General features: G+C 69.5%; 18 protein-coding genes. 17 read left to right on the forward strand and 1 reads right to left on the reverse strand.

What is annotated here, in order from left to right; translation table 11 throughout:
• The first annotated feature begins 79 nt into the window (after positions 1-79).
• From FJY74_03670 to FJY74_03680, 3 genes are all read left to right on the forward strand, one after another.
• Positions 80-1,366: a Glu/Leu/Phe/Val dehydrogenase gene (locus FJY74_03670; GenBank protein ID MBM3307403.1), complete on the forward strand. Its 1,287-nt coding sequence runs from the start codon at positions 80-82 to the stop codon at positions 1,364-1,366.
• Between the two features lie 71 nt (positions 1,367-1,437).
• Positions 1,438-3,195: a hypothetical protein gene (locus tag FJY74_03675; GenBank protein ID MBM3307404.1), complete on the forward strand. Its 1,758-nt coding sequence runs from the start codon at positions 1,438-1,440 to the stop codon at positions 3,193-3,195.
• Positions 3,188-6,370 (forward strand): PEP/pyruvate-binding domain-containing protein, encoded by a 3,183-nt coding sequence (locus tag FJY74_03680; GenBank protein ID MBM3307405.1) that lies wholly within the window; start codon positions 3,188-3,190, stop codon positions 6,368-6,370. The genes FJY74_03675 and FJY74_03680 overlap by 8 nt, the downstream gene beginning before the upstream one ends.
• Here the strand turns inward: FJY74_03680 and FJY74_03685 are convergent.
• Positions 6,367-7,215 (reverse strand): metallophosphoesterase, encoded by an 849-nt coding sequence (locus FJY74_03685; GenBank protein MBM3307406.1) that lies wholly within the window; start codon positions 7,213-7,215, stop codon positions 6,367-6,369. The two genes, FJY74_03680 and FJY74_03685, sit on opposite strands and share 4 nt — an antisense overlap.
• A gap of 158 nt (positions 7,216-7,373) precedes the next feature.
• On the opposite strand from FJY74_03685, the gene FJY74_03690 reads away from it, so the two are divergent.
• The 14 genes from FJY74_03690 (at position 7,374) to FJY74_03755 (ending at position 23,333) form a co-directional block, all read left to right on the forward strand.
• Complete coding sequence (locus FJY74_03690) at positions 7,374-8,039, forward strand: HD domain-containing protein (GenBank protein ID MBM3307407.1); 666 nt, start codon at positions 7,374-7,376, stop codon at positions 8,037-8,039.
• 136 nt (positions 8,040-8,175) lie between these two features.
• Complete coding sequence (locus FJY74_03695; GenBank protein MBM3307408.1) at positions 8,176-9,291, forward strand: tetratricopeptide repeat protein; 1,116 nt, start codon at positions 8,176-8,178, stop codon at positions 9,289-9,291.
• A gap of 145 nt (positions 9,292-9,436) precedes the next feature.
• Positions 9,437-10,441, forward strand: coding sequence for a ketol-acid reductoisomerase (gene ilvC / locus FJY74_03700; protein MBM3307409.1), 1,005 nt, complete (start codon positions 9,437-9,439; stop codon positions 10,439-10,441).
• Positions 10,442-10,660: 219 nt separating this feature from the next.
• Positions 10,661-12,136: a transcription termination factor Rho gene (gene rho / locus FJY74_03705; GenBank protein ID MBM3307410.1), complete on the forward strand. Its 1,476-nt coding sequence runs from the start codon at positions 10,661-10,663 to the stop codon at positions 12,134-12,136.
• A gap of 27 nt (positions 12,137-12,163) precedes the next feature.
• On the forward strand, positions 12,164-12,430 hold the full coding sequence (gene rpmE, locus FJY74_03710) for a 50S ribosomal protein L31 (protein ID MBM3307411.1): 267 nt from the start codon (positions 12,164-12,166) through the stop codon (positions 12,428-12,430).
• A gap of 3 nt (positions 12,431-12,433) precedes the next feature.
• Positions 12,434-13,891, forward strand: a complete 1,458-nt coding sequence (locus tag FJY74_03715) for an FAD-dependent thymidylate synthase (protein ID MBM3307412.1) — start codon at positions 12,434-12,436, stop codon at positions 13,889-13,891.
• Between the two features lie 7 nt (positions 13,892-13,898).
• On the forward strand, positions 13,899-14,921 hold the full coding sequence (locus tag FJY74_03720) for a DUF1385 domain-containing protein (GenBank protein MBM3307413.1): 1,023 nt from the start codon (positions 13,899-13,901) through the stop codon (positions 14,919-14,921).
• Entirely contained in the window at positions 14,884-15,954 is a 1,071-nt protein-coding gene (gene prfA / locus FJY74_03725; protein ID MBM3307414.1) for a peptide chain release factor 1, read from the forward strand. Before FJY74_03720 ends, prfA begins: the two co-directional genes overlap by 38 nt.
• Positions 15,951-16,844 (forward strand): peptide chain release factor N(5)-glutamine methyltransferase, encoded by an 894-nt coding sequence (gene prmC / locus FJY74_03730; GenBank protein MBM3307415.1) that lies wholly within the window; start codon positions 15,951-15,953, stop codon positions 16,842-16,844. The genes prfA and prmC overlap by 4 nt, the downstream gene beginning before the upstream one ends.
• Entirely contained in the window at positions 16,837-18,090 is a 1,254-nt protein-coding gene (gene murA, locus FJY74_03735) for a UDP-N-acetylglucosamine 1-carboxyvinyltransferase (protein ID MBM3307416.1), read from the forward strand. The genes prmC and murA overlap by 8 nt, the downstream gene beginning before the upstream one ends.
• Positions 18,091-20,001, forward strand: coding sequence for a selenocysteine-specific translation elongation factor (selB, locus tag FJY74_03740; protein ID MBM3307417.1), 1,911 nt, complete (start codon positions 18,091-18,093; stop codon positions 19,999-20,001).
• A 20-nt stretch (positions 20,002-20,021) separates the two neighbouring features.
• Positions 20,022-21,113 carry a flavodoxin-dependent (E)-4-hydroxy-3-methylbut-2-enyl-diphosphate synthase gene (ispG, locus tag FJY74_03745; protein ID MBM3307418.1) on the forward strand — a complete coding sequence of 364 codons (1,092 nt, stop codon included), beginning with the start codon at positions 20,022-20,024 and terminating at the stop codon, positions 21,111-21,113.
• Positions 21,110-22,033 carry a magnesium transporter CorA family protein gene (locus tag FJY74_03750; GenBank protein MBM3307419.1) on the forward strand — a complete coding sequence of 308 codons (924 nt, stop codon included), beginning with the start codon at positions 21,110-21,112 and terminating at the stop codon, positions 22,031-22,033. The genes ispG and FJY74_03750 overlap by 4 nt, the downstream gene beginning before the upstream one ends.
• 115 nt (positions 22,034-22,148) lie before the next feature.
• Entirely contained in the window at positions 22,149-23,333 is a 1,185-nt protein-coding gene (locus FJY74_03755) for an aryl-sulfate sulfotransferase (GenBank protein MBM3307420.1), read from the forward strand.
• Positions 23,334-23,513: the final 180 nt, after the last annotated feature.

The following is a 23,513-nucleotide window of genomic DNA, read 5'->3' on the forward strand; positions in this document are numbered from 1 at the left end:
GGGGCGTACAATCCCCTGGGTTTCTCCGGCGAACACGAGGGAACCAAGCGCAGCAGGCCGCCGACAAGGAAGGGAGCGCATGGCCGACAAGTCGTTCAACGCCTTCGAGATGGCGCAGGCGCAGTTCGATCACGTTGCCGACATGCTCAAGCTCGACGAGGGCACCCGCAGCCTCCTCCGGTTCAATCTCCGCGAGTATCACATGAGCATCCCCGTGCGCATGGACGACGGGAGCGTGAAGGTCTTCCGCGGCTTCCGCGTGCAGCACAACGACGCCCGCGGCCCGGCCAAGGGCGGCATCCGCTTCCACCCGGCGGAGACGATCGACACCGTGCGCGCGCTCGCGATGTGGATGACGTGGAAGACCGCGGTCGTCGACATCCCGCTCGGCGGGGGCAAGGGCGGCGTCGTGTGCGACCCGCACCACCTGAGCATGCGCGAGCAGGAGCAGATCTGCCGCGGGTGGGTCCGCAACCTCGCGCGTGACGTCGGCCCTCTGCGCGACGTGCCCGCTCCCGACGTCATGACGAGCCCCCAGCACATGCTGTGGATGCTCGACGAGTTCGAGACCATCCGCGGCGAGAGGCTCCCCGGGTTCATCACGGGAAAGCCCGTGGGCATGGGAGGGTCGCTCGGGCGCACCGAGGCGACCGGCTACGGCGTCGTGTTCACGATCCGCGAGGCGCTGAAGGAGCTCAACATCCCGGCGAGCGACACGACGATGAGCGTGCAGGGGTTCGGCAACGTCTCCCAGTACGCGATCGAGCTCTACCAGCAAGTCTGGGGCAAGGTGATCTGTGTCTCATCCTGGGACCAGGCGGACCAGACCTCGTACGCCTTCCGCAAGAAGAACGGCGTCGACCTTCAGGAGCTCAGGAGCATCACCGATCGCTTCGGAGGCATCGACAAGGCGAAGGCCAAGGAGCTCGGGTATGAGGTCCTGCCAGGCGACGCGTGGATCGAGCAGGACGTGGACGTGCTGATGCCGGGCGCCCTGGAGAACCAGATCACCGCGGCGAACGTGAAGAGGATCAGCAACCGGGTCAAGATCATCGCCGAGGGCGCGAACGGCCCGACGACCCCCGATGCCGACAAGGTCATCAAGGAGCGCGGGATCTTCCTGATCCCCGACTTCCTCGCGAACGCGGGCGGGGTCACCTGCAGCTACTTCGAGCAGGTCCAGTGCAACATGAACTACTTCTGGGAGAAGGACGAGGTGCTGGGCAAGCTCGACACGAAGATGACCTCCGCGTTCGCGGCCGTCAGCGAACTCGCGAAGAAGCGGAAGGTCTACATGCGCGACGCCGCGTACCTCATCGCCATCGGGCGCGTGGCGCAGGCCTGCAAGGAGCGCGGGTGGGCGTGACCGCGCTCCGCGCCTTCCCCGGGCGGACGCGCGAGTTCCATCGCACCGGCGCTCACACGGGGTGAGTCGCGATGCGCAGGAGGCAGTACAGCCCTCACCACGGCACCCTGTCGCGATTCGACAGGAACGCCCGGCCGGCGGCCGGGCGGTTCACGTACATCGGCTCGGGCGAGCTGGGCGGAAAGGCGCACGGCCTGGCGCGGGTGCAGGGCGTCCTTGACGCGAAGCTCAGGGACGCCTTCGCCCCGGCGATCACCGTCGCGATCCCGGCCCTCACGGTCATCACGACCGACTTCTTCGACGCGTTCATGAAGCAGAACGGGCTGAAGGAGGTCGCGTACTCCGAATCCCGCGACGACGTCATCGCCCACGCCTTCCAGCGCGCGTCGCTCCCGGTGCAGCTCGTGGGAGATCTGCGCGCCATCGTCGAGAAGACACACCTGCCGCTAGCTGTTCGCTCGTCGAGCCTGCTCGAGGACGCGATGTTCGAGCCGTTCGCGAGCGTGTACGGGACGAAGATGGTCCCGAACAACCAGCCCGACGCCGACTCCCGGTTCCGGGGACTCGCCGACGCGATCAAGTACGTGTACGCGTCGACCTTCTTCAGGTCGGCGCGGAACTACATGAAGGCGACGCACCACTCGACCATGGACGAGAAGATGGCGGTCATCGTCCAGGAGGTCGTGGGCACGCGCTTCGGCGACCGGTACTACCCGCACATCTCGGGCGTGCTTCGATCGTACAACTTCTATCCGGTCTCGCACGCGCAGCCCGAGGAGGGGATCGTCGAGCTCGCGCTCGGGCTCGGGCGCACCATCGTGGACGAGGGCGTGTCGTGGGCGTTCTCGCCCGCGTACCCGAGGATCGCCCCGCCGTTCAAGTCCACGCAGGCGATGCTGAAGAACTCGCAGACGCGGTTCTGGGCCGTCAACATGGGCAAGCCGCCCGCGTACGATCCCATCTGCGAGACCGAGTACATGGTGACCGCCGATCTCGGCGACGCCGAGTTCGACGGGGCGCTTCCGCTCATCGCATCGACCTACAGGCCCGAGAACGACAGCGTGCGGATCGGGATCGGCGAGAAGGGGCCGCGGGTCATCGACTTCGGGCCGATCCTCAAGGCGGACATGCTCCCGCTGACGGAGCTGCTTCTGCAGCTCAAGGACGTCTGCGAGGACATGCTCGACACGATGGTCGAGGTGGAGTTCGCGGTCAGGCTCGCGCGCGACGGCGGGGCGCCGGCCGAGTTCGGGTTCCTGCAGGTGCGGCCGATGGTCGTGTCGGACGCGACGGTGGACATCGACCCGGAGGAGCTCGTCGGCGACGGCGTCCTGCTGTCGGCGGAGACCGCCCTCGGCAACGGCGTCCTCGACGACATCCGCGACGTCGTGTACGTCAGGCCCGACCGCTTCGACATCATGAGGACGAGCGAGGTGCCCGACGAGCTCGAGCGAGTGAACGCCGCGCTCGTCGAGGCGCGCCGGCCGTATCTTCTCATCGGGTTCGGACGCTGGGGCACGACCGACCCGCTGGGCGGCATCCCGGCGAACTTCGGACAGATCTCGGGCGCCAAGGTGATCGTCGAGTCCTCGCTGCCGAACCTGCCCTTCGTCCTCAGCCAGGGCTCGCACTTCTTCCACAACGTGACGAGTTTCCGGATCCTGTACTTCTGCGTCCGGCACGACGAGGAGCGGGGCATCGACTGGCCGTGGCTGGAGCGGCAGCCCGTTCGCTTCGCCGGCGAGCTCGTGCGTCACGTCCAGCTGTCGTCGCCGCTCCGCGTGAAGGTGGACGGCAGGACGGGCCGGGGGGTGGTCCTCCATGACTGACTCAGCGAGGACGACGGACGAGCTCATCAGGTTCTTCCGCGAGCGGGAGAAGGAGCTCGAGTGCCTCTACAGGATCGAGGAGATCCTCAGGAGCCCGCTGGCCGACGTCGCGCGGGCCTGCGAGGCGGTCGTGGCGGCCATCCCTCCGGGCTGGCAGCATCCCGAGGTCTGCATCGTGAGGCTGTCGCTCGGGACGGACACCTACTCGTCCACGGGCTTCGTCGAGACGCCGTGGGCACAGACGGCCGACATCACCGTCCAGGGCAAGAAGGCGGGCGAGATCTCCGTCTACTACGCGAAGGAGATGCCCGCGGCGGACGACGGGCCGTTCCTCACCCACGAGGCGCGGCTGCTCAAGGCCATCGCGGACCGTGTCGGGAGCTTCCTGCTGCACCGGCGCATCGAGGAGATGGTGGCGGGCGTCGGCGAGGGGAAGCTCGAGGAGGGCGAAGGCGCCTGGGAGGTGGTTCTCGACCTGCTTCGTCAGACCGACCCGAACCTGTTCGCCACGGTCTCCGAGAAGATGCTCAACATCCTCTGCTGGCGCGGCGTGGAGGAGGCCGAGCGGCTGCGCGAGCGCGCCGGCGTCGCGGGGGAAGACGACGCGGACGAGCCGTCGGGCCTCGTCAACATGCCGCACGAGCGCAACGAGTTCGAGATCACGAAGCGGCTCTCCGGCGAGATCTTCTCCATCGCGGCGGAGCACTACACCGATGACCAGGTCCTCGCGTACCTCAGGAAGTGGATCCAGGACGACAAGCTGAAGTTCCTCGTGCGCGTCGCGAGCAGCACGCTGACGATCGAGGAGATCGTCGACGCGCTGCGGCAGTACCGCGACCTGTACGTCCAGGGCGTCGACCTCGCCGACGCGTCGAAGCGCGGCATCGTCGTGGCGCTCATCACGCGCTTCCTGTCCAGCCAGCCGAGCTACATTCGCATCGCGAAGAACTTCTGCGACGTGAGCGACTTCTTCGAGTTCCTGGACCGGGTCATCTACACCCCGGACAGCCACGGCAAGCTGGGCGGCAAGGCCGCGGGGCTGTTCCTCGCCAAGCAGGTGCTGAGGCGGTCGCCGGAGGCGGCCGCCGTCGCCGCGAAGATCAGGACGCCCCGCAGCTGGTACGTCGCCTCGGACGTCCTGCTCCGCTTCCTGAGCTACAACAACATGAACGAGGTGGTCGAGCAGAAGTACAAGGACCTCAACGACGTGAGGCGCGAGTATCCCCACGTCATCCAGGCGTTCAAGAACGGGCGCTTCCCGCCGGAGGTCGTGCAGGGGCTGTCCGTGGTTCTCGACGACCTCGCCGGCGCGCCGCTCATCGTCCGGAGCTCGAGCCTCCTCGAGGACAGCTCGGGGGCCGCGTTCTCCGGGAAGTACCGCAGTCTGTTCATCGCCAATCAGGGCACGAAGCGGGAGCGCCTCAACGCGCTCATGGACGCGATCTCGGAGGTGTACGCGTCCATCGTCGGGCCGGACCCCATCGAGTACCGCGCCGAGCGGGGGCTCCTCGACATCAACGAGGAGATGGGGATCATGATCCAGGAGGTCGTAGGCGCCCGCGTCGGCCCGTACTTCTTCCCGGCGGCGGCGGGCGTCGCGTTCAGCCGGAACGAGTTCCGCTGGTCGCCGAGGATCCGGAGGGAGGACGGCCTGATCCGCATGGTGCCGGGCCTCGGCACGAGGGCGGTGGACCGCGTGAGCGACGACTACCCCGTGCTCGTCGCGCCGGGCCAGCCCGGATTGAGCGTCAACGTCGCGCCGGAGGAGGTCGTCTACTACTCCCCGAAGAAGGTGGACGTCATCAACCTCGAGACGAACGCGTTCGAGACGGTCGACGCGAAGGACCTGCTCGCGAAGCACGGGCAGGACATCCCGATGGTCGAGAAGCTCATCTCGGTCTACGACGGTCAGCACCTCCGCACGCCGCTGGCCATGGGGCTCGAGCCTGCGGGCGCCGGCGCCGCGTTCACGTTCCAGGGGCTCATCGGCGAGAGCGACTTCGTCAGGCAGGTGGATCGCATCCTCAAGGTGCTCGAGGCGGCGCTCGGCACGCCGGTGGACATCGAGTTCGCGCACGACGGCACGGACTTCTACCTGCTCCAGTGCCGGCCGCAGAGCTTCGGCGGCCCGAGCGCCCCGGCGCCGATCCCGAAGGACGTCCCGAAGGAGTCGATCGTCTTCTCGGCGAATCGGTACGTGTCCAACGGCCGCATGCCGGACATCACGCACATCGTCTACGTGGACCCCGAGAAGTACGGCGAGCTGCCCGAGCGGGCGGACCTCATCGCCGTCGGCCGGACCGTGAGCAGGCTCAACCAGCTGCTTCCCAAGAAGCGGTTCGTTCTCATCGGCCCGGGTAGGTGGGGGAGCCGCGGCGATCTCAAGCTCGGCGTCAGCGTGACGTACTCCGACATCAACAGGACGGCGGCGCTCATCGAGGTCGCCCGGAGAAAGGGCAGCTACACGCCGGACCTGTCGTTCGGGACGCACTTCTTCCAGGACCTCGTTGAGGGGGAGATCCGGTATCTCCCGCTCTACCCCGACGATGAGGGCATCGCCTTCAATGAGAGCTTCCTCCTCGGGGCGAAGAACATCCTTGCCGACGTCGTGCCCGAGCACGCGGACGTCGCGGACACCGTGCGGCTGATTGACGTGCCGCAGGCCACCGACGGCAGAATCCTGCGCGTGCTGATGAACGCGGAGCTCAACGAGGCGCTGGGGTTCCTGGCGGCGCCGGGCGGCGAGGCAGGGGACCAGGCGTCCCCCGCCGCCGGGGCGGAGCGCCCCGCGGACCAGTCATGGGCGTGGCGGCTGCGCATGGCCGAGCAGATCGCGTCGCTGCTGGACGGAGAGCGGTTCGGCGTCGTCGCCATGTACGTCTTCGGGAGCACCAAGAACGCGTCCGCCGGGCTCAAGAGCGACATCGACCTGCTCGCGCACTTCCGAGGGACGGACCTCCAGCGGGCCGACCTCACCGCGTGGCTCGAGGGCTGGAGCCTGTGCCTCGATGAGATGAACTACCTGCGGACCGGCTACCGCACGGGCGGGCTGCTCGACGTGCACGTCGTGACGGACGAGGACATCACGAACAAGACCAGCTACGCCGCGAGGATCGGCGCGGTGACCGACCCTGCACGTCCCCTCACCCTGAGACACCCGCTGGCCGAGCGTTAGAGGAGTTCCCGCTCGGCGGCGGACGGGTCCTCCATGTCGAACCCGACGACGGCGAGCTCCGGGCCGTCGTGCGCCGCGGACACGGCCGTGGTGCCGCCCAGCGTCGTGCGCCACGATCCCGTGAGCCGCGCGGACTCGTGGACGTGGCCGTGAAGCGTCAGGTAGGGCCGGCGCTCCTCGATGAAGCGCCTGATCGCGATGCTCCCGATGTGCACGTCGACGGGCACGTGGTCGACGACAATGTCGTCGAGCGCCGCGCGGTCGAGGTCCGTGTCGTACGGCGGGGCATGGAAGAGGAAGACGGCGCGCCCGAGGTCGCGGTCGCGGGTCAGCTCGCCGAGGTCCTCGAGGATCGTCGCGTAGCGCGCCTCGTCCGGCGAGACGGGAACCGAACGGGCGCCTTCCTCGGGCGAGACGCACCCGGGCTCGAGGTGCCGAGAGACGTCGTAGCGCTCCCAGTCCTTGAGGCGGAACGGCGTGGGAGGCACGTACGCGTAGCCGTACACGGTCCATTGCCCGAACGGCGTCGCCCGACCGTGCGCGTACACGAGGAGCCCGCGCTCGTCGGCGTCCTTCAGCCGCTCCTCGGTCCAGCGCCCGTCGTCGTTCCCGAGGATCGTGAAGACCTTCGGGTAGACCTTCCCGAGGCGCGCGCGCAGGTCATCCAGGCCGGCGAAGAGGCAGTCGCCCAGGAAGTCCTCCGGCGCATCCGGGAGATAGTGGTGCGGCATGATGTCGCCGCCGACGAACACGGCCGCCGGCGTCCGTCGAGCGATCTCGCCGAACAGCTTCCGGACGCGTTCCTCTCGTCCGTGAAGGTCGCTGACGAAGAGGCATCTCGTCATCGCGCACATCTCCTCGTTCGTGGCCTGCCGGCCATCGTAGCACGCGTCGGCACTTGACCGCATCCGCGGGCTTGGGTAGATTGGGGAACACCTGCCCCGCCGTGGGGCAGGCGCGGCTTTCCGGAGGAGGAGCGGGGCTGCCCCCGCGGAGAGGGGCCATGGCGGACGTCACGTTCAACAAGGTCGCGAAGAACCAGGCCATCGGCAGCATGCTCCGGCAGGCCGACGAGCAGCTCAGGATCATCGGGTACACGGAGCACGGTGTTCGGCACGGGAAGTGGGTGGGGAGGACGGCGCAGCGGGTCCTCACGCAGCTCGGAAAGGACACGAGAGAGGCGGAGCTTGGCGGCATCGCCGGGTACCTGCACGACATCGGCAACCTGATCAACAGAGAGGACCACGCGCAATCGGGCGCGCTCCTGTCGTATCAGCTCCTGACGGAGATGGGGTTGCCGCTCTCGGAGGTCATCACGATCGTCTCGTCGATAGGGAACCACCACGAGGACCACGGCGACCCCGTCGGGAACGTCTCCGCGGCGCTCATCCTCGCGGACAAGGCCGACGTGCACCGGTCGCGGGTCAGGAACCCGTCGACGCTCAGGTTCGACATCCATGACCGCGTGAACTTCGCCGTGAAGAAGTCCCAGCTCGAGGTCTATCCGGAGGAGCAGATCATCAAGCTGGATCTCACCATCGACACCTCGATCTCGCAGGTGATGGAGTACTTCGAGATCTTCATGTCGCGGATGGTGATCTCGAGGAAAGCGGCGGAGATCCTCGACTGCACGTACGAGCTCTCGATGAACGGCAACCGCCTGCTGTAGATCGCCGCGGGCCGGGCGCGCCCCCGGGCAGGACCGGGCATCGGGCTTGACAGGTCCGGGCGAAGGGCCCTATACTCCCTCCCTCGGGATTCCCTACGCGATCGATGGACCTTATCTCTCCTCAAGGGAGGGCAGAATGAGGCGTGTGACCGCAGCCCTTGCGCTGCTGCTGGTGGCATCGGGCCTGTTGCTCACGGGGTGCGGAGCGGACCCGGCCTTCACGAGCGGCAAGGTGTACCTGGCCGACCAGAACTACCAGCGGGCGATCGAGCAGCTCCACATCGCGATCAGGAACAACCCCAGCGCGTGGGAGCCCCGCGTGTATCTCGGCAGAACGTACGGCGACCTCGCAGAAGCGAGCACCGGGGAGTCCGTGACGTTCCCGATCACGAAGGACGGAAAGGCCGAGAAGATCGAGGTCCAGCCCGGCCAGACGGACATCCTACTGCCCCTGGTCCACGACGAGTTCCAGAAGGCGCTCGAGCTTGCTCCCGACGAGAAGGCCAAGGAGCAGGTAGAGAACGCCATCACGCAGTACTGGCTGATCTTCCACAAGCGCGGCGAGCAGTACGTGGAGGCCGCGAGGTTCGAAGAGGCGGCCCCCGAGTTCGAGAAGGCGATCGTCATCGACGACCGGCGCCCCGACGCGTACATCAACCTGGGGTACGCGCTCCACATGAGCGGCAACGAGGACCGCGCGATCGAGGTGTTCGAGAGCGCGCTCGAGCGCGCCCCGGGCAACGCCACGCTCAAGGAGAACCTCGTGAGCGTGTACCAGGCCAAGGGCGGAGCGCTCGCCTCGGCCGGCGACTATCCGAACGCGCTCAGGTACTTCGAGAAGATCCAGCGGGTGGCGCCCGAGACCGCCGACATCAACTACAACATCGGCCTCATGTACTACCAGACGAAGGAGTACCGCGAGGCGCTCAAGTACTTCCGTGTCCAGCTCGACACGTTCGGCGACGACGAGGAGGTCCTCTACCGCGTGTTCCTCGCGCACTGGGCCATCGCCACGAACTTCGACAACGAGGCGTCGGTCGCGATCGATGAGGAGTCGAAGGCCGTCGTGCTCCAGTCCGCGCAGGACGCCTACATGGCAGCTCTCGATCCGCTTCTCAAGCTCAAGGCGATGAACAGCGAAGAGGTGACGTACCATCGCGCGCTGGCCAGGGTGTACAACAAGCTCGGCCGGAACGACGAGGCGATGCAGGAGCTCAAGGAGGTCGAGGCGCTCCTGAAGGGCTCGGACTAGAGGACCGTCGCGGCTCCTGCGACCCGCGGAGCGCCGCGGTCCCGCGCAGAACCCGAAGCCGAGGCCCCGGCGGCAGTGCCGGGGCCCCGGCGACGGGGGGCACAGCTCCTCGGACATCTCCTCCCCGGCGGCACACGCTTCCCACATGAGAGCCATCACAGAACGCCAGATCAGGGGACAGCGCATCTCCCGCAAGACCGTGGCCGTCGTCGGGTTCGGAAGCCAGGGCGAGGCGCACGCGCTGAACCTGCGGGACTCCGGCGTGCGCGTCGTCGTCGGCCTGAGGCCGAGGAGCCGCTCCAGGGCGCGGGCGCGGGCCGCGGGGCTCGAGACGATGTCGGTGGGCGACGCGGCGGCGCGCGGCGACGTTGTCGCCGTGCTCGTGCCGGACGAGGTCGCCCGCGAGGTCTTCGACGACGAGATCGTGCGTCGCCTCAGGTCGGACGCGGCCGTGCTCTTCGCCCACGGTTTCGCCGTGCGGTTCAGCGGCCTCGTCGTCCCGGAGGGCAGGGACGTCATCATGGTCGCGCCGATGGGGCCGGGGCAGAGGCTGCGCGAGCGCTACCTCGCCGGCGGCGGCCTGCCCGCGTCGTTCGCCGTGGAGCGCGACGCGACGGGGCACGCCAGGGCGACCGCGCTCGGCTACGCGAAGGCGATCGGGTGCGCGCGCGTGGGGCTCTTCGAGACGACGTTCGCGGAGGAGACCGAGATCGACCTCTTCGCCGAGCAGGCCGTGCTCTGCGGCGGCGTCACGCGGCTCGTGACCGCGGCGTTCGACACGCTTGTCGAGGCGGGCTACGACCCGACCCTGGCCTACATGGAGTGCCTCTACGAGCTCGACCTCACCGCGGGCCTCATCCAGCGATACGGCATCGCCGGCATGCGGGACCGCATCAGCCGCACCGCGCTCTTCGGCGACATGGTCAGCGGCGACCTGGTCGTGGGGAAGGAGTCGCGGAAGGGGATGCGACGGATCCTCGAGCGGGTCAGAAGCGGCTCGTTCGCCAGGCTCTGGATCGCGGACCGGCGAAGGGGGTACCCCGAGCTCCGGCGGCGGCTCGCCGGGGAGCCGGGCCGGCTCGTCGAGCGCGTCGGGCGGAAGCTCGCGGGCGTCGCGCACGCCCCGCGGAGCGCCGGGAAATCACCTTGACAGCATGCGGGGTCGGGACTACCATGATGGACGACCGGCGCGCTTTGCGCCGGGTTTCCCCAAGGTGCCCTTCTGGAGCAGGCAGACCTCGCGTTCACCTCACATCGAGGACTCCGAGTGTAGCTTGCGACACGGGATCCACGACGCACACGGAGACGGCCGGCGGTCGGTAGCCGCCGGTTCCGCGCACACCCAACCCACTCTCTGAGGTAGGAAGGAATGCCAGAAAAGCAGGACAGCAGGACCACCGGCACGAGGCGGCGGACACCGGCCACCAGGACCCCGAGGGCATCCGCGGCAACCCCGGGACCGCCACCCGACCCGGCCGCCGAACGGCCCACGCAACGCTCCGCTCCGCCGGCGGCCACCGTGGCGCGCGGGACGGAGGAGAAGGACTCCGAGGCGCCGTCGGGCCTCCCACCGATCCCCACGAACGGCGAGAACCTGAACATCGGCGAGCTCAAGCAGCGCACGATCCGCGAGCTCGTCCAGTACGCGGAGCACCTGGGCCTCGAGGGAGTCGGCGGCCTCAGGAAGCAGGACCTCGTCTTCAAGATCCTCGAGGGGCAGGCTCACCGGAACGGTCTCATCTTCAGTGAGGGCGTGCTCGAGATCCTGCCCGACGGGTACGGGTTCCTGCGGTCGGCCGACTACAACTACCTCCCGGGGCCCGACGACATCTACGTCTCGCCGTCCCAGATCAAGCGCTTCGACCTCAGGAAGGGCGACGTGGTCTCGGGACAGGTGAGGCCTCCGAAGGAGAACGAGCGGTACTTCGCGCTCCTCCGCGTCGAGGCGGTCAACTTCGAGAACCCCGAGACCGCGAAGAACAAGATCCTCTTTGAGAACCTGACGCCTCTCTACCCGCAGGAGCGGCTCAAGCTCGAGCTGGACCCCAGCGACATGACGACGCGCATCATCGACCTCCTCTCGCCCATCGGGAAGGGGCAGCGAGGTCTGATCGTGTCGCCGCCGCGCGCCGGCAAGACGGTCATCCTCCAGAAGATCGCGAACAGCATCACCACCAACCACCCCGACGTCGTCCTCATCGTCCTCCTGATCGACGAGCGCCCCGAGGAGGTCACCGACATGCAGCGGTCGGTCAAGGGGGAGGTCATCAGCTCGACGTTCGACGAGCCGGCCGACCGGCACGTGCAGGTCGCCGACATGGTCATCGAGAAGGCCAAGCGGCTCGTCGAGCACAAGAAGGACGTGGTCGTACTCCTCGACTCCATCACGCGGCTCGCGAGGGCGCACAACACGGTCGTTCCGCACAGCGGGAAGATCCTCACGGGCGGCGTGGACGCCAACGCGCTCCAGCGGCCCAAGCGCTTCTTCGGCGCCGCGAGGAACACCGAGGACGCTGGGTCGCTCACCATCATGGCGACCGCGCTCATCGACACGGGATCGAGGATGGACGAGGTCATCTTCGAGGAGTTCAAGGGCACGGGCAACATGGAGCTCGTGCTGGACCGGCGGCTCACCGACCGGCGCATCTTCCCCTCGATCGACATTCTGAAGTCGGGCACGCGGAAGGAAGAGCTCCTGCTGCCGGAGGAGCAGATCAACAGGCTGTGGGTTCTCAGGAAGTTCCTGAGCGAGCAGACGCCCGTGGGGGCGATGGAGTTCCTCCTGGACAAGATCCGTTTCACGAAGACCAACCAGGAGTTCCTGACCTCGATGAGCTCGCTGTAGGCCCACGGGCAACGGAGGACGAAGGGCATGAAGAAGGAGATCCACCCGAAGTACCAGGAAGCCACCGTCACGTGCGTGTGCGGCAACCAGTTCAAGACGCGATCGACGCTCAAGGAGATCAAGGTCGAGATCTGCGCCGCGTGCCATCCGTTCTTCACCGGCCAGCAGAAGCTCGTCGACAGCGCGGGGCGCGTCGAGCGCTTCGTGAAGAAGTACGGGAAGATCGGATCGACGGACTCCGCGGCCGCGAAGACCGAGGCGCCTGCGGCCGGAGAGACGAAGCCCGCGGAGTAGGCCATGCCTGAGACAGGGCACCCGCTCCGCGTCTACACGCTCGACGGGCTGCCGGCCGAGGTCGTCGCCGTCGCCTTCGCGAAGACCTCGCGCGTGCCGGACCCCTTCGACGCCATCGCGCGCGAGCTCACCGAGGCGGATTCGTCCCGCTTTCACGAGAAGTGGGTGGTCGGCTACGGGCACTCGTCGGTGGCCGAGCACGCGGTGCTCTCCATCGCCGTCGAGAACCTGTCGGTCCTCGCGGCGAAGGTCCTCGAGGAGAACCGGCTCTCTTCCTTCACCGAGAAGTCCACGCGCTATCAGGTCATGGACGGCTCGAACTACCACACGCCGCCTGCCTTCTCGGACGGGCGCCCCGCTGCGGCGTACCGCGGCGCCGTGACCGCGCTCTTCGCGGCGTACGCCGACGCGGTCCGCGAGGCCCGGGCGTGGTGCGAGCGCGAGGCCGCCGAGCGGCCGACCGAGGGCGCGCCGAGCCCGTCGGCCAGGGCCTGCGACATGGTGCGCTGCCTCCTTCCGGCCGCCGCCAAGACGAACGTCGGCTGGACGGTCAACGCGCGCAGCCTCGGACACGCCGTCGTGAAGATGGCATCCCACGAGCTGTCCGAGGTGCGGGAGATCGCGCGGGAGCTCAAGCGCGTCGCCGGGGCGAAGTTGCCGACGCTCCTGCGACACACCGAGGCGTCGCCGTACCTCGCGGCGTGGGAGGAGCGGGTGAACGCGGCCGCGCCGGGGCGCTCCCCGGTGCGGGGAGGCCGTGGCGCGGAGAGCGGGGCCGACGGCGTGCGCCTCGTGCGGCACGACCCCGACGGCGAGGAGAGGGTCCTGGCAGCGCTCCTCTTCCGGGCGACCGGGCGCTCGTACGCCGACGCCCGGGCCGCGGTCGCCGACATGAACGAGAAGGCAAGGCGTGCGCTCTTGGATGCGTCGCTTCGCGGGATCGGAGGCCATGAGGCGCCGGTCCGCGAGTTCGAGAGCGCAGGCTACACCTTTGAGATCGTGGTGGACTTCGGCGCCTACAGGGACATCCAGCGCCACAGGATGACGAGTCAGACGCGCCAGCTTCTCGGGGTCGAGCTCGGCTACGCGATCCCCGACGACGCGCGCGCGGCCGGCGTGGCGGGGCGCGTCGAGCGCGCGCTCGACGAGGCGCGCGAGCGGTGCCGCGAGCTTGCCGCCATCGACCCCGTGCACGCGCAGTATGCCGTCCCGCTGGCGTTCAACCAGCGGTTCCTCATCTCGATGAACTTCAGGGAGGCGTACCAGTTCGTGCGCCTGCGCTCGCGGTCCGGCGGACACGAGTCGTACAGGCGCGTGGCGCGCGCCGTGAAGCGCGAGATCGAGCGAGCGCACCCGCTCCTGGGCGCGCTCATCCCGGCGGGCGACGCAGGCGCGCCGGACGGACGCGCGCAGTGCGCGGCGGCGCAGGCGGAAGGCGGGCCGCGGCCCGCGCGGACGTGAGGGTCCCATGAGCGAGACGCCCGACAGCCGGCCGGCAAGCCCCGTGTCCGGATGCGCGGACCAGAGCGGCGCCGTCCACTACGGCGGGCAGGCGGTCATCGAGGGCGTGATGATGCGCGGGCCGGACCGCGTCGCGACGGCGGTGAGGCTCCCCGACGGGACGATCACCGTTCAGACCTCGCAGTTCGTGTCGGCGTCGAAGCGCAGCCGTCTCCTCCGTTCGCCCGTCGTGCGCGGCGGGCTCACGCTCATCGAGTCGCTCGCGCTCGGCATCCGGGCGCTGAACTACTCGGCGAGCGTGGCGATGGAGGCGGCGGAGGGGAAGCCGGCGGCGGGCGACGCGGCGGGCGACGCGGCGGCGGGTCCAGCGCCCCGCGGGAAGAGCGGCGACTGGAAGACGTCGCTCGCGCTCTCGGGGACGATGGTCCTCGCCTTCGCCCTCGGCATCCTCGTGTTCTTCTACGTCCCGCTCGTCATCGCGGGCCGGCTCAACATCGAGAGCGGCATCCTCTTCAACCTCGTGGACGGCGTCATCCGCGTCGTCTTCTTCATCGCGTACATCTGGGGCATCTCGCTGTGGAAGGAGATGCGCCGCGTCTTCGAGTACCACGGCGCCGAGCACAAGGCCATCTTCACGCAGGAAGCGGGCCAGCCCCTCACGGTCGAGAACGCGAGGCGCTTCACGACGCGGCATCCGCGCTGCGGGACGAGCTTCCTTCTCATCGTGATGGTCGTGAGCATCCTGGTCTTCATGCTGACCGGCAAGCCGCACAGCATCGCGCAGAGGCTCGCGCGGATCCTGCTCGTGCCGGTCATCGCGGGGATCTCCTACGAGATCATGAAGCTCTCGGCGAAGAAGGCCGCGCGGGCGTGGGCGAGGGTCATCTCGGCGCCCGGCGTCTGGCTCCAGCGCATCACGACGCGGGAGCCGTCCGACGAGCAGCTCGAAGTGGCGATCGCGGCGCTGTCGGCCGTGCTGGCGGGGAAGGACGATGCTCGACAAACTGCGGTCGATCAAGGCCAGGCATGACGAGCTCGAGCGGCTTCTCGCCGACCCGGGCGTGCTGGCCGACCGGCACCTCCTGAAGAAGTACTCGAAGGAGCGCGCGGGCGTCCAGGAGATCGTCGAGGCCACCGCGCGATATGAGCGCGTCCTCGCGGACCTCCGCGAGGCGGCCGCCCTCATGGAGTCGAGCGCCGACAAGGACGAGCGGCAGTTCGCGCGCGACGAGTTCGAGACGCTCGAGGCGAAGCGCGCGGCGATCGAGGAGCAGCTCAAGGCCCTTCTCGTCCCGAAGGACCCCAACGACGAGAAGAACATCATCGTCGAGATCCGGGCCGGCACGGGCGGCGAGGAAGCGGCGCTCTTCGCGTCGGACCTCTTTCGCATGTACAACCGCTACGCCGACTCCCGCCGGTGGAAGGTGGACGTGATGAGCTCGAACCCGTCGGGCGCGGGCGGGTTCAAGGAGATCATCTTCGCCGTCGAGGGCGCGGGGGCGTACAGCCGGTTCAAGTTCGAAAGCGGCGTCCACCGCGTGCAGCGGGTCCCCGCGACCGAGGCGTCGGGCCGCATCCACACGTCGGCGGCGACGGTCGCCGTGCTGCCCGAGGCCGAGGAGGTGGACATCGAGGTGAGGCCCGAGGAGCTCCAGATCGACGTGTTCCGGTCGTCCGGGCCCGGCGGGCAGAGCGTGAACACGACGGACTCGGCCGTGCGCGTGACGCACAAGCCGACGGGGCTCGTCGTCACCTGTCAGGACGAGAAGTCGCAGCACAAGAACAAGGCCAAGGCGCTCAAGGTCCTGCGCGCGCGGCTGTACGAGCGCGCGATGGCGGAGCAGGAGCGCGAGATGGCGGAGATGCGCAGGAGCCAGGTGTCCACGGGCGACCGCAGCGCCAAGATCCGCACGTACAACTTCCCGCAGAACCGCGTCACCGACCACAGGATCGGCCTCACCGTCCACGGCATCGACCGGATCATGGACGGCGGGATCGACGACCTCATTACGGCGCTCGCCACGCAGCATCAGGCCGAGCAGATCGCCAGCTCGTCGCGATGAGCGCCTGGACCGTCCTCGGCATGATCGAGTGGAGCAGGGGCTATCTCGCGGGGAAGGGCTTCGAGAACGCCAGGCTCGAGGCCGAGCTCCTCCTGTCGCACACGCTCTCGATCCCGCGCGTGGGGCTCTACACCGACCACGACCGCGTGCTCACGGCCGAGGAGCTCGCGAGGTACAAGGGGCTTCTCAAGCGGCGCCTCGCGGGGGAGCCGGTGCAGTACGTCACCGGGACGGCGGGGTTCATGTTCGCGGAGTTCGAGGTGAACCGCTCCGTGCTCATCCCGCGGCCCGAGACCGAGGCGCTCACCGAGATCGCGCTCAAGTTCCTCGGCGACCTCGCGGCCGGGACGACGGCGCACCGCGCAGGCGGCCTCCTCGTCGCCGACATCGGCACGGGGTCCGGCGTCATCGCGACGACGATCGCGCTCAAGGTCCCCGCCGCGGCCGTCTACGCGACCGACGTCTCGGCCGAGGCGGTCGCGCTGGCGGAGCGGAACGCGCAGCGCGCGGGCGTGGCGGACCGCGTGCGGTTCCTCGTCGGCCCGCTCTTCGATCCGCTCGACGCCGCGGGGCTTCGCGGGAGGCTGTCCGCCATCGTGTCGAACCCCCCGTACGTCCGCTCCGAGGACATCGCGGGGCTGCCGAGCGAGGTCCGCGACTTCGAGCCGCGCGTGGCGCTCGACGGCGGCGTGGATGGGCTTGACTCGCTTCGCGCCATCGCTCAGGATGGGCCGGTGTTCCTCGCGCCGGGCGGCGCGCTCTTCCTCGAGGTCGGAGAGGGGCAGGCGCGGGCCGTCGAGGAGATGCTGAAGCCCGCGCTGCGCGACGTCCGGGCCTACAAGGACTACGCGGGTCGCGCGAGGATCGTGTTCGGGAGGAACGATGGATAGGCTCATCGTCCGGGGCGGGGCGCGCCTTGCGGGGGAGGTGCGGATCAGCGGGGCCAAGAACGCGGCCCTCCCGATGATGGCGGCGACGCTCCTCGCGCCCGGGCAGTTCCGTCTGCGGAACGTCCCCGACCTCGTGGACGTGAAGACGATGGCCCACGTGCTCCGCGTGCTGGGCGCGCGCGTCGAGCACGAGAACCACACCCTGGTCATCGACACCACGGGATCGAGCTATCACGAGGCCCCGTACGAGCTCGTCAGGACGATGCGGGCCTCCGTGTGCGTGCTCGGCCCCGTCCTCGCGAGGCACGGGCGCGCGCGCGTGTCGCTCCCTGGCGGCTGCGCGTGGGGCCCGAGGCCCGTGGGCTTCCACATCCGCGCCATGCAGGAGCTCGGCGCGACGGTGGAGATCGAGCACGGCTACATCGTGGCCGAGGCGCCGCGGCTCCGCGGCGCGAGGATCCACTTCGAGACGTCGAGCGTCGGCGCGACCGAGAACGCGATGATGGCCGCCGTCACGGCCGACGGGACGACCGTGCTCGAGAACGCGGCCCGCGAGCCGGAGGTCGGCGCGCTGGCCGAGCTCCTCCGGGCGATGGGCGGGCGCGTCGAGGGGGACGGGACGGGGACCATCACCATCGAGGGCGTCTCCTCGCTCCACGATGCCGACGTCGAGGTCGTTCCGGACAGGATCGAGGCCGGCACCTTCATGGTCGCGGCCGCCATCACGGGCGGCGACGTGCTGCTGCGCGGCGCGCGCCGGGACCACATGTCGTCCCTCGTGGTCAAGCTCACGGAGGCCGGCGCGGAGGTCGGCGACGCCCAGGGCGGGCTCAGGGTCGTCGGCCCGCTCTGGCCTCACTCCGTCAACGTCACGACCGCCCCGTACCCGGGTTTCCCGACGGACATGCAGGCGCAGGCGATGGCCCTCATGACGGTGGCCGACGGAACGAGCGTGATCACCGAGACCATCTACGCCGACCGCTTCTCGCACGCGCCCGAGCTCCGCAGGCTGGGCGCGGACATCACGCTCGACCGGAACGTCGCCATCGTGACGGGCGTGAAGCGCCTCTCGGGGGCGAGCGTCATGGCGACCGACCTTCGGGCCAGCGCCGCCCTCATCCTCGCCGGGCTCGTGGCGGAGGGCGAGACGGAGATCTCGCGCGTGTACCACATCGACCGCGGCTACGAGGCCATCGAACGCAAGCTGGCCGCGCTGGGCGCCCAGGTCCAGCGGCTCAAGGGGTAGATGCCTCTCGTGCCCTCCTCGACGAAGCACGTCGTCCTCGGGACGGCAGGCCACATCGACCACGGCAAGACCGCGCTCGTGCGGGCGCTCACGGGCACCGACACCGACCGACTGAAGGAAGAGAAGGAGCGCGGGATCTCGATCGAGCTCGGGTTCGCGCGGCTCACGCTGCCGAGCGGGGCCTCGGTCGGCATCGTGGACGTCCCGGGGCACGAGCGCTTCGTCCGGACGATGCTCGCCGGCGCCGCCGGCATCGACGTCGTGCTCCTCGTCGTCGCCGCCGACGAGGGTGTGATGCCGCAGACGCGCGAGCACGTGGACATCGTGACCCTGCTCGGGAGCCGCGCGGGCGTGGTCGCGCTCACGAAGGCCGACCTCGTGGGCGCCGAGGAGCTGGAGCTCGCCCGCGAGGACGTCGAGGAGTATCTCCGCGGGACCGCGCTCGAGGGGGCGGCCATCGTCCCCGTGTCCTCGGTCACCGGAAGCGGGCTTGACGAGCTGGTCGCGCGCATCGACGCCCTCGTCGCGTCCGTCGAGGAGCGAAGGCCGGGGCGGACGGCGCGCCTTCCCATCGACCGCGCGTTCACGCTCGCCGGGCACGGCACCGTGGTGACGGGGACGCTGTGGTCGGGGTCCATCGGCCAAGGCGACACGCTCGCGCTCTACCCTTCCGGGCGCGAGACGCGCGTGCGCAGCGTGCACGTTCACGGCGAGCCGGTCGAGCGGGCTGAGGCCGGGCAGCGCACGGCCGTCGGCCTCCACGGCGTGCCGAAGGACTCCGTCGCGCGGGGCGACACGCTCGGCACGCCCGGCGCGCTCCACGTCACGCACATGCTCGACGCGCGGCTCTCGCTCGCGCGCGGCGCGCGGCCGCTGGGGAACCGCACGCGCGTCCACTTCCATCTCGGGACGTCCGAGACGCTCGCGCGGGTCGTCGTGCTCGATCGCGAGCTGCTCGTGCCGGGCGAGGACGGCCTCGTCCAGATGCGGCTCGAGGGCCCGGTCGTGGCGGAAGCGGGGGACAGGTTCGTCGTGCGGTCGTACTCGCCGGTCACGACGATCGGCGGCGGGCGCGTCATCGCCGCGACGCCGGGGCGGCACGCACGCATGAAGGAGGACGTCCTGGGCGCGCTCGCCGTGCTCGAGGAGGGGAGCGCGGAGGACGTCGCCGTGCAGGAGGTGCACCGCGCCGGGATCCAGGGCGCGCGCGCGGCGGACCTGACCGGCGCGGCCGGCGTGACGACGGACGGTGTTCTCGAGGGCCTCGTCGCCGACGGGCGACTGGTCCGCGTTGGCGACCGCGTGCTCACGCCCGGGCGGCTCGCCGAGCTCACCGACCGCTGCAAGGAGGTCCTCGGGGCCTTCGCGACGTCGTCGCCGCTTGCGTGGGGGATGTCCACCGAGGAGCTCCGCGGCAAGCTCGCGAAGAAGCTCGACCGCGGGCTTCTCGACGCCGTGCTCGCGGCGCTGGAGCGCGACGGCCTCGTGACGCGCAGGGTCGGCATGGTGCGCTGGGGCGCGGCGGAGGTGACGCTGCCGCCCGAGCAGGCCCGCGTCGCCGACGCCATCGAGGCGAGGCTTCTCGATGCGGGCGCCGCGCCGCCCTCGCTCGACGAGCTCAGGAACGACATCGCGAGCCGGGACTTCGACACGATCGTGCGGCTCCTGGCCGAGACGGGACGCCTCGTGAAGGTCACGAGCGCCATGGTGTTCCATCCGCGCGCGCTGGACGAACTCAGGGCGAAGGTCGCCGCGCACTTCCGGGCGCACGAGAAGCTCGGCGTGGCCGAGTTCAAGGACCTCGCCGGCGTCAGCCGGAAGCACGCCATCCCCATTCTCGAGTTCCTCGACCGCGAGGGGACGACGACGCGGGCGGGCGACCACCGGACGAAGGGACGGAGGGCACCGTGAGCGTTCTCGCGGAACGGCGCATGGCGCGGCAGGTGTCGGTCGGCGGCGTGCGGATCGGCGGCGGTGCGCCTGTCTCGGTACAGTCCATGACGAACACGAGGACCGAGGACGCCCCCGCGACGCTCGCTCAGATCGCGCGGATGGCCGACGCCGGCTGCGACATCGTGCGCGTCGCGGTGCCGGGGCGCGAGGCGGCGGCGGCGCTCCGCGAGATCGTCGCCGGCTCGCCCATCCCGGTCGTCGCCGACGTCCACTTCGACCACCGGCTCGCGCTCGCGGCCGCGGAGGCGGGAGCGCACGGACTGCGCATCAACCCGGGGAACATCGGCGGACTCGGCCGGGCGCGTGAGGTCGCCGACGCGGCGCGCGCGCGGGGCATCCCCATCCGCATCGGCGTGAACGCCGGCTCGCTCGAGCGCGACATCCTCGAACGCGAAGGACGCCCTACGGCGGCCGGCATGGTCGAGAGCGCGATGCGCCACGCCGAGATCCTCGAGTCGGCCGGGTTCCGGGACATCGTGCTGTCGCTCAAGGCGTCCGACGTTCTCATGACCGTCGAGGCGAACCGCCTCGTGGCGGCCCGGTGCGACCATCCGCTCCACCTCGGCGTGACCGAGGCGGGTACCGTCGCGACCGGCGCCGTGCGGTCGGCGGTCGGCATCGGGCTCCTCCTCGCCGAGGGCATCGGCGACACCATCCGCGTCTCGCTCGCGGGCCCACCCGAGGAGGAGGTGCGGGCCGGCCGCGCCATCCTGTCGTCGCTGGGCCTTCGGCGGCGCGGGGTGACGGTCATCGCGTGCCCGACGTGCGGGCGCACCACGCTCGACGTCCAGCGCATCGCCGAGCGCGTGGAGGCCGAGACCGCGTCGCTCCATGCGGACCTCGTGGTCGCCGTGATGGGCTGCGCCGTGAACGGGCCCGGCGAAGCGCGGGAGGCCGACGTCGGCATCGCCGGGGGCGGGGAGACGGTGGTCCTCTTCAGAAAGGGGGAGCGCGTCGCGGTGATTGAGGGTACACTCGCCCTCGAGCGTCTTCTCTCGGAGGTTCGGGAAATGGCCGGCCGGGCGACGGCCGGACCGGGCCCGCGGGGAAACACGGAGGGCGGGCGATGAGGCGGATCTACGACGTAGGCGCGGCGGGCGTGGCGGAGGTCGCCGCGGGGAAGGGGCGCATCTACGTCTTCGTCGATCCGGACGAGAGCGACCGGCGCGTGCTCCTCGACGAGTTCCGCATCGACGAGCACACGCTGAGCTCGGCGCTCGACCCCGACGAGCTTGCGAGGCTCGAGTTCGAGACCGACCACGCCGCGCTCATCTTCAAGCGGCCGAAGAACCTCTCGCTCGAGGGTCAGCTTCTCTTCGAGATCTCCTCGGCGGGCATGTTCCTCTTCCGCGACAAGCTCGCCATCGTGAGCGCCGAAGACCTCGAGCTGTTCGACGGAAGCAAGCAGTTCGCGAAGTGCCAGTCGCTGCCGGACGTCGTGCTCCGCGTCCTCAACCGCACCATCAGCCACTTCCGGGGCCACCTCAAGGTCATCAACATGTGCGCCGAGGACATCGAGGAGAAGGTCGCCGGCGCGCTTCAGAACAAGTACCTCCTGAGCCTGTTCACGCTCGAGAAGAGCCTCGTGTACTACGTCTCGGCGATCCACTCCAACGGCCTTCTCCTCGACAAGCTCAAGATAGCGACTGGGAGGCTGGCGTTCTCCCCGGAGGCCGTCGAGCTTCTCGACGACATCGCCGTGGACAACACCGAGTGCCTCAAGCGCGCGGAGATCTACGCGAACATCCTCGCAAGCCTCATGGACGCCCGCGCGTCCATCGTGAGCAACAACCTGAACGTCATCATGAAGACCCTCACGCTCATCACGATCGGGGTCATGTTCCCGACCTTCGTCGTGAGCGCGTTCTCCATGAACGTGCCCCTTCCGTGGAACCTCAAAGACAGCCCGCTGGCCTTCTACGGGATCCTCGTCCTTGGCGGCATCTCGGTGATGATCGTGCTCGCGCTCCAGCGGATGAAGAAGTGGTGAGGACGTCTGCAGCCGTCGCCGGCGCTCTCCTCATCCTCCTGACCCTGGGCGGGTTCGGCGAGCTGCCCGAGAGCTGCCGCGAGTTCGCCGCGACCGGCGACCCCGAGGTGAGACCGTGAGGCCCACGCGCATCGTGCTCCTGCTCGCGACGGCAGCCGCGCTCGCGCGGCCCGCGGCCGCTCAGAGCGACCGCACGGAGGAGGAGCGGCGGCGCCTCGAGGCCCTGAGGTCGCTTCCGTACCTCCAGCGGACGCAGGAGAGGACGGACCCGAAGGAGCGCGGTGTCACGCTCCACGACCGCGCGGCCGCCTGGCCGGGCTTCACGCTCTACAACGGGCCGATGCGCGCGGTGCTCGTGGACATGGACGGGAGCGAGATCCACGAGTGGAAGAACGACGCCCTCAGTGAGTGGGAGTACGCCGAGATGCTCCCGAACGGCGATCTCATCGTGATCCTCGCGCGCCGCAGCATCTCGCGGCTCGACTGGCACGGGCGGCTTCTCTGGGAGCGGAAGCTCTCGGCGCACCACGACTTCTGCTTCCTGCCCGGCGGCGACATCGCCGTGCTCGTGCACGAGAAGGTCTTCGTCCCGGAGATCGCCGACACGCCCATCGAGTCCGACGGCATCGCGCGGATCTCGCCCGAGGGCGAGATCACGGCGTTCTGGCACCTCCACGAGCACCGGCGCGAGCTCGCGCGCTGGTGCCCGCCCGAGGCGCTCACGAGCATCTCGGCGAACGTCCCGGAGGACGACTGGTCGCACTCGAACACGATCGAGGTCGTCATCGAGACGCCCACGGCCTCGTCCGTCCCGGCGTTCCGTCCTGACAACCTGCTGATCTGCGTGCGGAACCTCGACTTCGTGGGGATCATCGACGCCGAGTCGGGGGAGATCGTGTGGGGATGGGGACCGGGCGAGCTCGACCACCCGCATCAGCCGACCCTGCTGCCGAACGGCAACCTGCTCGTCTTCGACAATGGGTTCTTCCGCGGATGGAGCCGCGTCGTGGAGTACGACCCGGTGAGGGAGACGATCGTGTGGGAGTACCGCGCCGACCCGCCCCAGGACTTCTTCTCGATGGGCCGCGGGTCCTCTCAGAAGCTCCCGAACGGGAACGTGCTCATCACCGATTCCACGCACGGTCGCGTGTTCGAGGTCACCGCCGAGGGACGCCTCGTCTGGACGTTCTTCAACCCGGACAGGGAGCACGAGAAGCGGGGGACCTTCTACCGGTCCATCCGCTACCCCGTCACGCTCGTGCACGCGCTGCTCGCGAAGCACGCCGCGGGCAACGAGTGAGTCGCGCGGGGGCGAACTCCCGGGCCGCGGCTCGACGGACGAGCGCGCGCCTCAGCGAATGAGCACGAGCTTCGACGCGAGACTGCGCTCGCCCTGCACCAGCCTCGCGAAGTAGACCCCCGCGGCAACGTCCCGCCCGCGCGCATCGCGCCCGTCCCACGCCACCGTGTCCGGCCCCAC

The organism is Candidatus Effluviviaceae Genus I sp., from assembly GCA_016867725.1.
Taxonomy (GTDB): domain Bacteria; phylum Joyebacterota; class Joyebacteria; order Joyebacterales; family Joyebacteraceae; genus VGIX01.